The 15,381-nt window shown below is 72.7% G+C and carries 12 protein-coding genes and 3 pseudogenes; 10 read left to right on the top strand and 5 right to left on the bottom strand.

Going from position 1 to position 15,381, the window contains the following annotated elements; genetic code table 11:
• Window positions 1-61: 61 nt before the first annotated feature.
• The 5 genes and pseudogenes from JNW87_RS21710 to rny form a co-directional block, all read left to right on the top strand.
• Window positions 62-679 (top strand): annotated as a pseudogene (locus tag JNW87_RS21710) (MFS transporter); the annotation flags it as partial.
• A gap of 4 nt (window positions 680-683) precedes the next feature.
• Entirely contained in the window at window positions 684-884 is a 201-nt protein-coding gene (locus tag JNW87_RS21705; RefSeq protein ID WP_109799634.1) for a DUF3046 domain-containing protein, read from the top strand.
• A 185-nt stretch (window positions 885-1,069) separates the two neighbouring features.
• Window positions 1,070-2,116, top strand: coding sequence for a recombinase RecA (gene recA, locus JNW87_RS21700; protein ID WP_109799633.1), 1,047 nt, complete (start codon window positions 1,070-1,072; stop codon window positions 2,114-2,116).
• Window positions 2,117-2,131: 15 nt separating this feature from the next.
• Window positions 2,132-2,828: pseudogene (locus JNW87_RS21695) on the top strand (regulatory protein RecX).
• Window positions 2,829-3,429: 601 nt separating this feature from the next.
• Window positions 3,430-5,195 (top strand): annotated as a pseudogene (gene rny, locus JNW87_RS21690) (ribonuclease Y).
• Between the two features lie 163 nt (window positions 5,196-5,358).
• Here the strand turns inward: rny and JNW87_RS21685 are convergent.
• From JNW87_RS21685 to JNW87_RS21670, 4 genes are all read right to left on the bottom strand, one after another.
• Window positions 5,359-6,243, bottom strand: a complete 885-nt coding sequence (locus JNW87_RS21685) for an amino acid ABC transporter permease (protein WP_109799652.1) — start codon at window positions 6,241-6,243, stop codon at window positions 5,359-5,361.
• Entirely contained in the window at window positions 6,240-6,914 is a 675-nt protein-coding gene (locus JNW87_RS21680; protein ID WP_109799630.1) for an amino acid ABC transporter permease, read from the bottom strand. Before JNW87_RS21680 ends, JNW87_RS21685 begins: the two co-directional genes overlap by 4 nt.
• A gap of 79 nt (window positions 6,915-6,993) precedes the next feature.
• On the bottom strand, window positions 6,994-7,860 hold the full coding sequence (locus JNW87_RS21675) for a glutamate ABC transporter substrate-binding protein (RefSeq protein ID WP_109799629.1): 867 nt from the start codon (window positions 7,858-7,860) through the stop codon (window positions 6,994-6,996).
• Between the two features lie 58 nt (window positions 7,861-7,918).
• Entirely contained in the window at window positions 7,919-8,674 is a 756-nt protein-coding gene (locus JNW87_RS21670; protein WP_109799628.1) for an amino acid ABC transporter ATP-binding protein, read from the bottom strand.
• Between the two features lie 200 nt (window positions 8,675-8,874).
• On the opposite strand from JNW87_RS21670, the gene selD reads away from it, so the two are divergent.
• Window positions 8,875-9,864, top strand: coding sequence for a selenide, water dikinase SelD (gene selD, locus JNW87_RS21665; protein WP_238454290.1), 990 nt, complete (start codon window positions 8,875-8,877; stop codon window positions 9,862-9,864).
• 202 nt (window positions 9,865-10,066) lie between these two features.
• The gene (locus tag JNW87_RS21660) at window positions 10,067-10,546 is read left to right on the top strand and encodes a hypothetical protein (RefSeq protein ID WP_109799626.1); all 480 of its coding nucleotides are present in this window, start codon (window positions 10,067-10,069) and stop codon (window positions 10,544-10,546) included.
• Here the strand turns inward: JNW87_RS21660 and JNW87_RS21655 are convergent.
• Entirely contained in the window at window positions 10,434-10,829 is a 396-nt protein-coding gene (locus JNW87_RS21655) for a DUF2277 family protein (protein ID WP_238454289.1), read from the bottom strand. The two genes, JNW87_RS21660 and JNW87_RS21655, sit on opposite strands and share 113 nt — an antisense overlap.
• 52 nt (window positions 10,830-10,881) lie before the next feature.
• Here JNW87_RS21655 and miaB point away from each other — a divergent pair, with 52 nt between their 5' ends.
• From miaB to JNW87_RS21640, 3 genes are all read left to right on the top strand, one after another.
• A complete protein-coding gene (gene miaB, locus JNW87_RS21650; protein ID WP_238454288.1) occupies window positions 10,882-12,381 on the top strand; it encodes a tRNA (N6-isopentenyl adenosine(37)-C2)-methylthiotransferase MiaB in 1,500 nt (499 codons plus the stop codon).
• A 272-nt stretch (window positions 12,382-12,653) separates the two neighbouring features.
• Entirely contained in the window at window positions 12,654-13,118 is a 465-nt protein-coding gene (locus tag JNW87_RS21645; RefSeq protein ID WP_109799625.1) for a hypothetical protein, read from the top strand.
• A gap of 2 nt (window positions 13,119-13,120) precedes the next feature.
• The gene (locus JNW87_RS21640) at window positions 13,121-15,307 is read left to right on the top strand and encodes a M48 family metalloprotease (protein WP_238454287.1); all 2,187 of its coding nucleotides are present in this window, start codon (window positions 13,121-13,123) and stop codon (window positions 15,305-15,307) included.
• Window positions 15,308-15,381: the final 74 nt, after the last annotated feature.

Genomic DNA, 15,381 nt, shown 5'->3' with positions numbered 1-15,381 from the left:
ATCCTAGGACACTAGTTGGGAACTGACCGCCCGGCGGACCCGGCCGGTCCAGCCGGAACGATTAGGCGGTGCGGGGATGCGGGCGGCCTGGCAGGTGGTACGCGGGCGCCCGGCCGCCCGGCTCGGCATCGCGGCGGTCGCGGTGGGCCACGTGGTGATGGTCGCGGTGATGTCCATGACGCCGGTCCGCCTCGGCGAGTCGCACGGCGATGCGGATGTGCTGCGGCTGGTCGGCATCGTGCTGAGCCTGCACATCGCCGGCATGTACGCCCTCAGCCCGCTGGTCGGCTGGCTCACCGACCGGCTGGGCCGGCGCGCGGTCATCCTCGGCGGTGTGGGGCTGCTGCTGGCCGCGTGCGCGGTCGCCGGCACCGCCGGGCACCACACGCCCCGGCTGTCGGTCGGCCTGGTCCTGCTCGGGCTGGGCTGGTCCGGCACGATGGTGGCCGGCTCCACCCTGCTGTCGGAGTCGGTGCCGGCGGCGGTCCGCCCGAGTGTGCAGGGGTTCTCCGACCTGACGATGGGGCTGGCCGGCGCCAGCGCCGCCGCGGCCAGCGGGTTTGTCATGCGGGCGGCCGGTTATCCGGTGCTGACCCTGCTGGCGGCGATCGCGGTGGTGCCCCTGGTGGCGCTAGCGTTGCGTCCGGTGCCCGGGCGGGTGCCCGACGAGGAGGACTGATCACGTGCGGCTGACCGACTTCTGGGCGCGGCTGGAGGAGGCGTTCGGGCCGGGCTACGCGGCCAGCCTCGCCCGGGACCAGGTGCTGTCCCAGCTCGGTGGGCGGACCATCGAGCAGGCGCTCAGGTCGGGTGAGCAGACCCACGTGGTCTGGCGGGCCGTCGTCGCCGCCTATCCCGACCGGGTTCCCGCCCGGCTACGTTGAGCGGCCCTTTCGCCGCGTCCGCGTGTCGCTTGCCGAGTCGTACACCTGTTCGGCTATTGTCCACAGCGGGGTGCTCGTCCACAGCTCGCGGCCCGTCGGCTGGTTTTCTGTCGGACCCAGCGCCTAGCGTGTCCCGCGTGACGCGAAGCTCAGGAAAGACGCCGGCGAAGGCAGGGGTGGCAAACATGGCCGCAGGGCCCGACCGGGAGAAGGCACTCGACCTTGCTCTCGCTCAGATCGACAAGCAGTTCGGCAAGGGTTCGGTGATGCGGCTGGGCGAGCGGCCGGTCATCCAGACCGCGGTGATTCCGACCGGCTCGATCGCGCTCGACGTGGCGCTCGGCGTGGGCGGTCTGCCCCGCGGCCGGGTCGTCGAGATCTACGGTCCCGAGTCCAGCGGTAAGACCACGGTCGCCCTGCACGCGGTGGCCAACGCCCAGCGGGCCGGTGGCATCGCCGCCTTCATCGACGCCGAGCACGCGCTCGACCCGGATTACGCGAAGGCCCTCGGTGTCGACACCGACGCCCTGCTGGTCTCCCAGCCGGACACCGGTGAGCAGGCGCTGGAGATCGTCGACATGCTGGTCCGCTCCGGCGCGATCGACGTCATCGTGATCGACTCGGTCGCGGCCCTGGTGCCGCGTGCCGAGATCGAGGGCGAGATGGGCGACAGCCACGTGGGTCTCCAGGCCCGGCTGATGAGCCAGGCGCTGCGGAAGATCACCGGTGTGCTCAACAACACCGGCACCACGGCGATCTTCATCAACCAGCTCCGCGAGAAGATCGGCGTGATGTTCGGCAGCCCGGAGACCACCACCGGTGGTCGGGCGCTGAAGTTCTACGCCTCGGTCCGGCTCGACGTGCGCCGCATCGAGAGCCTCAAGGACGGCACCGACGTGGTCGGCAACCGGACCCGGGTCAAGGTCGTGAAGAACAAGGTCGCCGCGCCGTTCAAGCAGGCCGAGTTCGACATCATGTACGGCAAGGGCATCTCCCGCGAGGGCTCGCTGATCGACGTCGGCGTGGAGCAGGCGATCATCCGCAAGTCCGGCGCCTGGTACACCTACGACGGCGACCAGCTGGGCCAGGGCAAGGAGAAGGCCCGGGAGTTCCTCAAGGAGAACCCGGACGTGGCGGCCGAGATCGAGAAGAAGATCCTGGAGAAGCTCGGCGTCGGGGTCGGCGCGGGCGACGCCGCCGGTGGCCCGGAGCTGCCGCCGGTCGACTTCTGACCGGTCGCCGGCTAAGTGGCAGGACGACGCGCCCGCACGGGGCGGGGCTGGGATGCAGCCCGCCCGGCCGGGTGACGACACCACGACGCCCCGGCCCCGACGGGGTCGCCGTGGCCGGTCCGAGGAGGCCGGTCCGGAGGCGCCCCCCGCACCGCCGCGCGACGAGGCCGAGGTGGCCCGGGAGATCTGCCTGCGGCAGCTCGCGGTGCGGCCGCGTACCCGGGCGGAGCTGGCCGGCGCGCTGGCCAAGCGGGGCATCTCCGACGAGGTCTCCGCGCAGGTGCTCGACCGGTACGACGAGGTCGGGATCATCGACGACGCCGCCTTCGCCCGGGCCTGGGTCTCCAGCCGGCACGCCGGCCGGGGGCTGGCCCGCCGGGCGCTCGCCAACGAGCTGCGCCAGCGCGGGGTGGACGGCGACACCGCCAGCGAGGCCCTCGGTGAGCTGGACGAGGAGACCGAGGCGGAGACCGCCCGGGCCCTGGTCGACCGGAAGCTGCGCTCCGTCCGCGGCGAGCCCGACGCGGTGTTCCGCCGGCTGGTGGGCATGCTGGCCCGCAAGGGCTACCCGCCGGGGGTGGCGATCCGGGCGGTGAAGGACGCGCTCGCCGCGCAGAGCGCGGAGGCGGCCGATTTCGCCGAGCAGATCGACGCCGACGCCCTCGCCGATGCCGAGGGCGAACTCGACCGGGACAACCGCGCCCTCGGCTGACGGCGGATCGGGCGCGGCCGGACGATGGCGGGTTGAGCAGGTACGGGAGGCGACTCGGCACCTACGGGGCGGGCCGTTTGTCCGCCCGTGTCCGGCATCTGGACAGCGCTGGGTGATGCCGCGACTTCTCTCCGTCCGGGTGGTTTGATCATGAGTTCTTGACCGAACGGCCCCTGGCGACCTAGCCTCGCCATACAGGCTCACATTGCCCGACCAGCGCAGGCTAAGCGCACAACATAGATCTCGTAACAGAACAGCATCACTTTGGCCAGCTTCACCGGCCCTTGACGGCAGCTCCGGACAGCCGGTCCGGAGCCGACCGACAACTGCAACCGGCCGTCGGCGATGCCCTTTCGGGGGCACCGTCGACGGAGAGCTACCCACTGCCAGCCGCTCCGGTCGGGCGTCCAGAGCCGCAGGTGCGTGCCCCCGGCACGTCTCTGCGGAGTCGACGTTCAGGGGAGGCGGCCATGGCGGGACGGCACAGGTTCACCGGCGGTCTTCCACGCATCGCCGGCCGGTCGGTCGCCGACCACGCCGCCGGCGGTCGGGAGACGGCCCCAGGTTGCCAGGAGACGGTCGCACGGTCCGGGGCGACGGCATGAGCGCTTTCAACGTTCTCATCCTCGCGGTGGTGCTGATCCTGGCCGTCGTGGTGGTCGGGGCCGTCCTGGTGGGCGTCCGGACGCTGCGCCGGATCAGCGTCGCGCCGGCCCCCGAGGACCCGGCCTTCATCGCCGAGAAGGACCGCCAGGAGCAGTCCCTCGCCGCCCTGCGGTCCGCCGCCCACGAGGCGAACAGCACCATCGACGTGGCGAAGTCGGCCGCCGCCGCGGCCCGCACCGAGGCGGCCGCCGCGAAGGCCGAGGCGAAGGCGGCCCGGGCAGAGGCTCGGCGGGTCCTCGACGACGCCCGCGCGGAGGCCGACACCGTCCTCGAGCGGGCGCACAAGCAGGCCGAGGCGGACGCCGAGCAGCTCCGCACGGCCGCCCGGCGCAGCGGTGAGCGGGAGGTGGCGGTGCTCGCCGCGACCACCCGGGAGCAGGCCGCCGAGGTGGAACGGCGGGCCGCCCGGATGGACGAGCGGGAGCGGCTGCACACCGAGGAGGTGGAGCGGCTCGCCGAGCGGGAGCGGCAGCTCACCGCCGCCAGTGCCGCCCTCGCCGCCCGGGAGAACGCGCTGGCCGAGCGGGAGCGGGCGGTGGCCGAGGCGGAGGAGCAGCGCCGCCGGGAGTTGGAGCGGGTGGCCGGGCTGACCGCCGACGCCGCCCGGGCCGAGCTGGTCGAGGCGATCGAGGGCCAGGCCAAGCGGGAGGCCGCGCTGCTGGTCCGGGACATCGAGTCCGACGCCCGCAACACCGCCGAGCAGCGCGCCCGGCACATCGTGGTGGACGCCATCCAGCGGGTGGCCAGCGAGCAGACCGCGGAGAGCGTGGTCAGCGTCCTGCACCTGCCGGGTGACGAGATGAAGGGGCGGATCATCGGCCGGGAGGGGCGCAACATCCGCGCCTTCGAGTCGGTCACCGGGGTCAACCTGATCATCGACGACACCCCCGAGGCGGTGCTGCTGTCCTGCTTCGACCCGGTCCGCCGGGAGGTCGGCCGGGTCACCCTGGAGAAGCTGGTCCTCGACGGGCGGATCCACCCGCACCGGATCGAGGAGGTCTACGAGCTGGCCCGGGACGAGGTGGAGGAGCTGTGCCACCGCGCCGCCGAGGACGCGCTGGTCGAGGTCGGCATCACCGAGATCCACCCGGAGCTGGTCACCCTGCTCGGTCGGCTGCGGTACCGGACGTCGTACGGGCAGAACGTGCTCAAGCACCTGGTGGAGACCGCGCACATCGCCGGGATGATGGCCGCCGAGCTGCGGCTGGACGTGTCGACCATCAAGCGGTCGGCGTTCCTGCACGACATCGGCAAGGCGCTCACCCATGAGGTGGAGGGCAGCCACGCCATCATCGGCGCCGACCTCGCCCGCAGGTACGGCGAGAGCGAGGACGTCGTGCACGCCATCGAGGCGCACCACAACGAGGTGCCGCCGCAGACCGTCGAGGCTGTCCTCACCCAGGCCTCCGACGCCTGCTCCGGCGGTCGGCCGGGCGCCGGCGGGAGAGCCTGGAGGTGTACGTCAAGCGGCTGGAGCGGATCGAGGAGATCGCGGCCGGCAAGGTCGGCGTGGAGAAGGTCTTCGCCATGCAGGCGGGCCGGGAGATCCGGGTGATGGTGAAGCCGGAGGACGTCGACGACATCGGCGCGGCGGTGCTGGCCCGGGACGTGGCCAAGCAGATCGAGGAGGAGCTGACCTATCCCGGTCAGATCCGGGTGACCGTGGTCCGCGAGTCCCGGGTCACCGAGATCGCCCGCTGAGCCAGGACCAACACCGCTGCCGAGGGGCGGCCGGGCCGGCGAGGGCGGGCCGGCCACCGGGACGCTACGAAGCTGATGTCGTGGATGAATCGGTGCCGCGACGACGGACGCCGTGCCACCTCCCGCGGGAACGGGATGCGGCACGGCGTCGCAGCGGGTCGGGTCAGCCCTGCGGCTCGGAGACGGCCATCCCGCCGGCCGGGGTGGAGTCCGGGGCGGTCTGCTTGGGGATCCGGAACGCGCGCTGGCGGGTACGCCGGTCGAGCCAGTTCGCCAGCGCGGTGAGCAGCGAGTTGATCAGGATGTAGATCACGGCCACCACGATCGCGGCGGCGACCACGTTCCCGTAGTTGGCGGAGAGGTCGTTGACCCCGCGCGCGAGCAGCTCGGGGAAGGCCACGATGTAGCCGAGCGCGGTGTCCTTGAGCAGGACCACGAGCTGGCTGACGATCACCGGGAGCATGGCGCGGGCGGCCTGCGGCACCAGGATCAGCCGCATGACCTGACTCTTGCGCATGCCCACCGCGTAGGCCGCCTCGGACTGGCCGCCGGGGATGGACCGGATGCCGGCCCGGAACGCCTCGGCCAGCACCGAGCCGTTGTAGAGGGTGAGGCCGGCCACCACGGCGGTGAACGCCGTGACCGGGCCCTGGATGAGGAACGGCACGCCGTAGAAGATGAAGAAGATCATCAGGAGCAGCGGGACGGCGCGGAAGAACTCCACCACCACGCCGGCCGGCACCCGGATCCACCAGTGCTCGGAGAGCCGTCCGACCGCGAAGATGATGCCGAAGGCCAGCGACAGCACCATGCCGGTGGCCGCGGCGAGCAGCGTCTGCCGCAGGCCGGGAAGGATGAACTGGGTCCAGGTGGCCGATTGGGTGAAGGGCTTCCAGAGCGCGGCCTCCCACTGGCCGGCCTGGTCGAACTTGGTGTAGATCCACCACAGCAACGCGACCAGGCCGAGGCCGAAGGCGACGCTGAGCACCGCGTTGCGGATGCGGGCGCGCGGTCCCGGGTGGTCGTACAGAACGCCGGTGCTCATCAGCGCTTCACCGCCAGTCGGTTGGCCAGCCAGCCGAAGAAGTAGCCGGTGGGGACGAGGATCGCGGCGAACGTGCCGGCGAAGACCAGGAAGATCGGGATGACCGCGTCGCCGTTGTCGTTGATCAGCTGCTTCATCACGCTGGAGGCCTCGATCAAGCCGATGGTGCCGACGATCGTGGCGTTCTTGCACAGCGCGATGAGCACGCTGCCCAGGGGCGCCACCACCGCCCGCCCGGCCTGCGGCAGGACCACGATCCGCAGGGTCTGGAAGAAGGTCAGCCCGATCGCCCGGGCCGCCTCCGCCTGGCCGGCCGGAACCGTGTTGATGCCGGAGCGGACGGACTCGCAGACGAACGCCGCGGTGTAGACCGACAGGCCGACGACGCCGAGCCAGAAGTTGTTCAGGTTCAGGTCGTCGGAGAGGGTCAACCCGAGGGTCGAGAAGAGGCCGAAGTAGCAGAAGAAGATGATCAGCGTCAGCGGCGTGTTGCGGAAGATGTTCACCCAAGCCGCGCCGAAGCCGCGCAGCACGGGCACGGGGGAGACCCGGAACGCGGCGAGCAGCACGCCGAGCACCAGCGCGATCACCGCCGACGCGCCGGTCAGCTTGAGGATCCAGAGGAAGCCCGACAGGTACGCGTCGAGGTTGGTCGGATCAGCGAATACGTGCATGCGTCGACTCCCGGGGCACGTCGTCGGCGTCGCGACAGGCCGGGGCCGGCACCCGTACGGATGCCGGCCCCGGAACCGGTCAGACGCTGCCGCAGTTGGTCAGCTTCGTGGTGTCCAGCTCGGGCGCGGCCTTGCCGCTCTTGCCCAGGGTGGCGTCCCAGGCGGCCTTGTACGTGCCGTCCGAGGCGGCGGCCTTGAGGATCTCGTTGACCTTCTCGCAGCCGTCCTTGTCGTCCTTCTTCAGGCCGATGCCGTACGGCTCGGTGGAGAAGGTCTTGCCGACCACCTTGAACTTGCCGGCGTACTGGGACTGCGCGGCGTAGCCGGCGAGGATGATGTCGTCGGTGGTCACCGCGTCGACCTGACCACCCTCCAGCGCCGTGATGCACTTCGAGTAGGCGTCGAACTGCTGGAGCTTGGCCTTCGGGTGGTCGGTCTGGATCCGCTTGGCCGGCGTGGAGCCCTGCACCGAGCAGACCTTCTTGCCGTCCAGGCCCTCGGGGCCGGTGATCGTCGAGTCGGCCTTCACCAGCAGGTCCTGACCGGCGACGAAGTACGGGCCGGCGAAGTTGACCTTCTGCTTGCGCTCGTCGTTGATCGTGTACGTCGCCACGACCAGGTCGACGGTGCCCTGCTGGATGAAGGGCTCACGGTTGGCGGAGACGGTGGTCTTCCACTCGATGTTGTTCGCGTCGACCCCCAGGCCCTTGGCCACGATCTTGGCGATCTCGATGTCGAAGCCCTCGTACGTGCTGCCGGTCTGCAGACCCAGGCCCGGCTGGTCGGCCTTGACGCCGATGACCAGCTTCTTCTGGCTCTGCGCCTTTCCGACGATGCCCTTGCCGCCCCCGTTGCCGGAACCGCCGTCGCCGTCGCCACCGCAGGCGCTCATGCCGAGGGCCAGGGTGGCCGCCGCGGCGACCGCCGCCACGTGCTTCATACGCATACTCTTCTCCTTCTTCGACGGGAGCCCGCCGGGGGACGGCGCGCTCCGCTAGGGACGCTCAGTGCGTGAGGATCTTGGAGAGGAAGTCCCTGGCCCGCTCGCTGCGCGGGTTGGCGAAGAACTCCGTCGGCGGGGCGTCCTCGACCAGCTTGCCGTCGGCCATGAAGATCACCCGGTTGGCCGCGTGCCGGGCGAAGCCCATCTCGTGGGTGACCACGACCATCGTCATGCCGTCGCGGGCCAGTGAGGTCATCACGTCCAGCACCTCGCCGACCATCTCCGGGTCCAGCGCGCTGGTCGGCTCGTCGAAGAGCATCGCCTTGGGCTGCATGGCCAGTGCGCGGGCGATCGCCGCGCGCTGCTGCTGACCGCCGGAGAGCTGGGCCGGGTACTTCTCGGCCTGGTTGGCGATGCCGACCCGGTCCAGCAGGGCCAGGCCGCGCTCGCGGGCGGCGGCCGGCTTCTCCTTGCGGACCTTCACCGGGCCGAGGGTGACGTTCTCCAGGATCGTCTTGTGCGCGAAGAGGTTGAACGACTGGAAGACCATGCCGACCTCGCTGCGCAGCTTCGCCAGCGCCTTCCCCTCGGCGGGCAGCGGCGTGCCGTCGAAGGTGATGGTGCCGGAGTCGATCGGCTCGAGGCGGTTGATCGTCCGGCAGAGCGTCGACTTGCCGGAGCCCGAGGGGCCGATGACCACGACCACCTCGCCCTTGCCGACGGAGAGCGACACGTCGTCCAGCACGTGCAGCGGGCCGAAGTACTTGTTGACCCCGTCCAGCACGATGAGCGGTTCGCCCGTCGTCACGTCGTCCACCGTCCCTGTCGGTCGTTCGTCCCGGAAGCGGGGTCGGTCGACCCCCGGTTGGGCCACTGTAGGCGGGCCTACGTGGCGTGATGCAACTCAGATGGTCACGGAGCGGTAACACCCGTTCCCGCCGTGCCCCGGAGTCCGAATTCCGTCACACGCCGGCCCGCCCAGTGGCGGCGGCCGGGTTTCACGGAGATCATGTACGGATGACCGACGCGATCCGGTTGACCGATTACGCCCGGGGCGGCGGCTGTGCCTGCAAGATCCCACCGGGCGAGCTGGAGGCGATGGTCGCCGGGCTGGGGCCGGCCGGCGGCACCGCCGACCTGCTGGTCGGACTGGAGCACGGCGACGACGCCGCGGTGGTCCGGCTCGACGAGCGGACCGGCCTGGTGAGCACCGCCGACTTCTTCACGCCGGTGGTGGATGACGCGTACGACTGGGGCCGGATCGCCGCGGCCAACGCGCTCTCCGACGTCTACGCGATGGGCGGCACCCCGCTGGTGGCGCTCAACCTGCTCTGCTGGCCACGGGAGAAGCTGCCGGTGGAGCTGGCCCGGGAGGTGCTGCGCGGCGGCCAGGACGTGGCCCGGGAGGCGGGCTGCCACCTGGCCGGCGGGCACAGCGTCGACGACGACGGCCCGAAGTACGGCCTCGCGGTCACCGGCGTGGTCCGGCCCGAGGAGCTGATCACCCTGGACGCCGGTCGCGCCGGCCTGCCGCTCTCGCTGACCAAGCCGCTCGGCGTCGGGGTGTTGAACACCCGGCACAAGGCCACCGGCGAGCGCTTCGCCGCGGCCGTCGCCTCTATGAGCGCGCTGAACCGGGACGCCGCCCGGGCGGCGGTGGCCGCCGGCATCCGCTGCGGCACCGACGTGACCGGCTTCGGCCTGCTCGGGCACGCCTCGAAGCTGGCCCGGGCGAGCCGGCTGACGGTCGCCATCGACGCGGCCCGGGTGCCGTATCTGCCGGGGGCACGGGAGGCGCTGCGGGACGGGTACGTCAGCGGCGGTACCCGCCGCAACCTGGACTGGGTGACCCCGTGGACGGACTTCGGCGCGGCCGACGAGGGGGAGCGGCTGCTGCTGGCCGACGCGCAGACCTCCGGCGGCCTGCTGGTCGCGGGCGAGGTGCCCGGCGGCACGGTGATCGGCGAGCTGCTGCCCCGGGGCGAGCACCTGATCCGGATCCGCTGACTGCCAGGTCGTTGTCCCGAACGAGGCACCATACCCGATAAACTGTCATCTTCCCGCTACTCGGAGCAACGGTGCCCGAGGAAATTTTGCCCGGAATGGTCACAGACCGGTAACTTGGCCCCGGCTGAGGTCATATGCACCCCACCATCGTCATTAAGGCCCGATCCGGAGGCCGGTGGGACGAGCACAGCGAGGAGGCGGCATGACCGAGCTGTGGAACTGGAGAATCGACGGGGCGGCACCGGTGGAGGTGTACCCCGCGCTGGCCGAGGCGCTCGGCCGGGTGGTGATGCCCCTCGCCGTGGCCGACCCGGCCCGGCTGCCCACGTACGCGGTGATCTGCGACGTCTGGGAGGCGCCGGGCGAGTTCGGCACGATGGTCGACTGCTACGGGGTGCCCGAGCGGCTGCCCGAGCTGCCGAGCATCGCGGCGCTGGCCCGGCTGCTGGACCGCAACTGCCTGATGCGGGACGACACCCTCGACGACGGCCGGCACCTGCTGGTCGCCCCGGACGGCACCATCCGCCCGGTGCACTTCACCGTCACCGAGACGGACGACGGCGAGGTGCTCAGCGACCAGCGGCTCTGCACCATGGCCCACCCGGGCTGCCGGGGCTGGTCGCAGTGCCACCGCTCCCGGTGGGCCCCCGACTCCGTCGCCCCCGCGTTAGCCGCGGCCTGAGCCGGGCCCGGCCCGCGCGGGTCCGCGGGTCGGCTCCGGTCGCGGGCCGGGCGGCGTCAGGCGCGGCCGTCGGCTGCTGGCCGCGTACCACCAGCTGGTCGAGCAGGGTCGCGGTGGCGGCGGCCACCGCGTCCACGGCGGCGTCGAAGGCGGCCGCGTTGTGGGCGGCAGGCGTCCGGAAGCCCGAGATCTTCCGGACGTACTGCAACGCCGCCGCGCGGACGTCCTCCTCGGTGACCACCGGGACGTACGGCTCACGCAGGGTCTTGATGCTCCGGCACATGGCTCCTCCTCGTTCGGTCCGACCAGCTCGGCCCGGATACGCTGTGCACGTCATGACTACCGCAGCCGCGGGCAGCCCGCGCACCTACCAGGTGCGTACGTACGGCTGCCAGATGAACGTGCACGACTCCGAGCGCATCTCCGGCCTGCTCGAACAGGCCGGTTACGTGCGCGCCGCCGAGGCCGACGACAACCCGGACGTGGTGGTGTTCAACACCTGCGCCGTCCGGGAGAACGCCGACAACCGGCTCTACGGCAACCTGGGTCATCTGCGCCCCGTGAAGGACAAACACCCCGGGATGCAGATCGCGGTCGGCGGCTGCCTGGCCCAGAAGGACCGCGGCGAGATCGTCCGCAAGGCCCCCTGGGTGGACGTGGTCTTCGGCACGCACAACATCGGCTCGCTGCCGGTGCTGCTGGAGCGGGCCCGGCACAACGCGGCCGCCGAGGTGGAGATCCTCGAATCCCTCGACGTCTTCCCCTCCACGCTGCCCACCCGGCGCGAGTCGACGTACGCCGGCTGGGTGTCGATCTCGGTGGGCTGCAACAACACCTGCACGTTCTGCATCGTGCCCTCCCTGCGCGGCAAGGAGAAGGACCGCCGCCCCGGCGACATCCTCTCCGAGGTGCGCGCCCTGGTCGACGAGGGCGTGCTGGAGGTGACCCTGCTCGGGCAGAACGTCAACTCCTACGGCGTCGAGTTCGGTGACCGGTACGCCTTCGGGAAGCTGCTGCGCGCCTGCGGCGACATCGACGGGCTGGAGCGGGTCCGGTTCACCAGCCCGCACCCGAAGGACTTCACCGACGACGTGATCGCCGCCATGGCCGAGACGCCGAACGTCTGCCACTCGCTGCACATGCCGCTGCAGTCCGGCTCGGACGACGTGCTGCGCGCGATGCGCCGGTCGTACCGGTCGGAGAAGTACCTGGGGATCATCTCCAAGGTCCGAGCGGCGATGCCGGACGCGGCCATCACCACCGACATCATCGTCGGCTTCCCCGGCGAGACGGACGCCGACTTCGAGCGGACCCTCGACGTGGTCCGCGAGGCCCGGTTCTCCTCGGCGTTCACCTTCCAGTACTCCAAGCGGCCCGGCGCCCCCGCCGCGACCATGGACGGCCAGCTCCCCAAGCAGGTCGTGCAGGAACGCTACGAGCGGCTGATCGCCTGCGTGGAGGAGATCACCTGGGCGGAGAACCGGAAGCTGGTGGGGGAGACCGTCGAGGTGCTGGTCGCCGTCGGCGAGGGGCGCAAGGACGAGCGCACCGGCCGGATGTCCGGCCGCGCCCGCGACGGCCGCCTCGTGCACTTCGACGCCGGCAGCCTCGCGGGGCAGATCCGGCCCGGCGACATCGTGCACACCACCGTCACGTACGCCGCCCCGCACCACCTCAACGCCGACGGCGAGCCGCTGTCGCACCGGCGTACCCGGGCCGGCGACGCCGCCGAGGCCGGCCGCTCCCCGCGTACCCCCGGGGTGGTGCTCGGGCTGCCGACGATCGGCGCGCCGGCCGCGGTGCCCGCGCCGACCACCGGCTGCGCCGCGCACTGACCCACCGCCGACGCCGGGACCCCCCCGTGATGGTCCCGGCCGTCGTGCCGTCCGGGCCGGCGTGGGCCGGGCCGGCGCGGTCGGCAGGCGGCGCCGTTGAGCCTCATCGTGCCGGGTTTCTGATCAGCGCACCTCGATGCGTCAACCGGGACCGCGCAGTCCTGCCGGCGCCCGGCGCGTGCCCCGGCTGACCGACCGTGCACGGGTCATCACGCCGGGCCGGTCGGCCATAAGCTGGGGCCGTCACGCGTCCGTCCGATGAGGAGGCTCCCATGGCCGCGACCGTCCCCGAGGTCGTCCGGGACGTCATCACCGAGGTCGCGCCGCACGAGCTGCCACTGGTGGAGGGGCTGAGCCGGCTGCCGCCGGACCGGGTGGCGGGCCTGTTGCGCCGCCCGCACCGCCCGGAGGAGTTGGGCTTCGGCCTGACCGAGGCGGTCGCCGCGCTCACCCCGGTGGTGTGGATCGCCGTCGACGAGGCGAGCCGGATGGGCGTGAAGGCGCTGGCCGACGGCGTCGGCGGCCGGCTCCGCCGGCTGTTCCGACGGCGGTCGCGGCCCGCCCTGCCGGCCACCGTCCCGCACCTGACCAGGGAACAGTTGGCCGCCGTGCACGACCGGGTGCGGGCCGGCGCGAGCGCGGCGGGGCTCGACGATCCCGCCGCCCGGGGTGTGGCCGACCACGTGGTGGCCCGCCTGGTGCTCGAACCGCCCGCCGCGCCCCGGGCCGAGCGGTGAGCGTGGCGGAGCCGTCCGCCGCGCCCGCCACCGCCCACCCACCGTCCACGGTGCGGCTGCCGGGGATCGCCGCCGGGACGACCCTGCGCTTCGTCCTGCTGCTGATGACCGTGCTGACCGCGGCCGTCACCATGCTCGGCGAGCTGGCCCAGTTCCTGCCCCCGCAGAACCACGCCCTGGCCTGCGACCTCGCCACCGGCTTCGATCCGGCCAGCGACGAGCTGGCGAACCTGCTCCGCACCGGCGACCCCGCGGCGGTGGAGCGGTGCGTGTCCAGCCTGCCGTACGCCGGCCGGTGGCGGGCGCCGGCCGGGGTGCTCGCCGTGCTCGCCGCCGCGGCCGTGCTCTACCTGTGGCTGCCCCTGTGGCGCAACCGCGGCAGCCGGGTGGTCCCGCTGTCGCGGCTGGACCCGGACGGCGCGGCGAGGGCCGAACTGACCGCCCTGGCCGGGCAGGCCGGACTCGCCGCCCCGCCCGGGTTCGTGGTCGATCCGGCCGCGCTGGCCCGGGGCGCGGTGACGTACGGGTGGTTCGGCCGGTACACCGTGCGGCTGCACGGCGGGCTGCTGCTCAGCCGCATGACCGACCCGGAGACCTTCCGGGCGACCGTCCTGCACGAGTACGCGCACCTGCGCAACCGGGACGTGGGCATCAGCTACGCGGTGGTGGCGCTCTTCCGCGCCTTCGCCGGCCTGGTGTGCCTGCCGTACCTCGTGCTGGTCGGTGGATCGCTGCTCGGGGCCCAGTTCTTCGGCTGGTTCGTCGGCGCGGACGAGGTGCTCTGGCCGGCCGCCCGGACCCCGCTGATCCGGCAGCTCGTGGTCGCGTCCTTCCTGCTGGTCATGGTCCAACTGGCCCGGGTGGACATCCTGCGGCACCGCGAGCTGCACGCCGACGCGGACGCCGTGGCCGCCGGGGCCGACGTGCGGGTCTGGGCGACGGCCGCCGGCGGCGACCCGGAGCCGCCGCGGCCGCACCCGGTCCGCGCGCGGCTGCGCAGACTGCTGCGGACCCACCCGTCCTGGCCGGACCGGCGGCGCTCCCTGGCCGACCCCGCGCCGCTGTACGCGCTGAGCGGGGTCCAGTTCTTTCTGCTCGGTTGGGCCGCCCTCTTCCTGGTGCTCCAGTTGGAGAGCATCACCTCCACCGGCGTGGCGTGCTGGGTGGTCGGGACCCCCGTGGCGGCGGTCGTGACGATCTCGGTGTGGCGGACCGTCGGGTACGCGGTGGCCACCGGCGGGGCCGCGCCCACCGGCGTCGCCGCCGGGTCGTGGCTGGGGACCGGGCTGGTCATCGGCGAGCTGACCAGCGGATTCACCGGCGGACCGCAGTGGTTCCCGCCCCGCCCCGAGGTGCTGCTGCTTCTGCTGCTGGCGGCCATCGTGTTCGTCGGGTGGATCACCCAGTGCGCCCGGCTGCGGTTGGCGTCCTGGCGGGGCGGGCCGCTGCGGGCCAGCCTGGGCGTCGCCCTCGCCGCCGGCGTCCTCGTGGCGGTCGCCGGCCTCGACCTGTGGCAGCGGATTCTGCGGTTGCGCCTGCTCGGCGATCTCGCCGGCGCGTTCGGGTTCGGCGACACCATCACCCGATCGTTCCCCGGCCCGTGGGACGCGCACCAGACCGAGCTGTCCCTGCTCACCCGGACGCTGCTGGCGCTGGCCGTGGCGGGCGCCGACCAGATCGCGATCGGCGCGGCGGTCGTGCTCTGGCTCTTCCCGCTGGTCTGGTGGACGTGGTGGGCGCCCCGGGGAGGTGGCCTCCCGGGGCTGCCGCGCCTCCTCCTCCCCGGGCTGGCCGGCGGGGCGGTCTGCCTGCTCGGCATCGTCGCGGTGATGGCCCACCAGCACTCCTGGCAGCCGCCGGCGGGCGAGCTCCGCGTCGGCGCGTTCGCGCTGCTCTACGCCTGGTGGAGCGTCGCGGCGATCTGGGTGGGGTCGGCGGTGACCGCCCTCGCCGTGGCGGCCACCGCCCGGCCGTACCGCCTCCTGCGCGCCCTGCTGGCGGCCGGGCTCGCCCAGATCGTCGCCCTGGTCGGTCTGGCGGTGCTGGCCTCGGTCGACGGCTGCCTCGGTCCGCTGCGGACGATGGGCGACAGCTGCCACGTCCTGCCGGCGGTGGCCTGGCCGCTCCTGGTGATCCTGACCGGTCCGCGCTGCTGGCCGTCTTCGGCGCGGCGCTGGTCGCGGGCGTAGGTGCGCGTGCTGGCGGCGCCGCTGCACCGGCTCGCCGCGCGCCGCCGTCCGGCGCCCCGGTCCGCCGCTGCGAC

The organism is Micromonospora sp. ATA51 (genome assembly GCF_016802855.1).
Taxonomy (GTDB): Bacteria; Actinomycetota; Actinomycetes; order Mycobacteriales; family Micromonosporaceae; genus Micromonospora; species Micromonospora sicca.
This window is presented reverse-complemented; position numbering and strand designations above follow the sequence as displayed.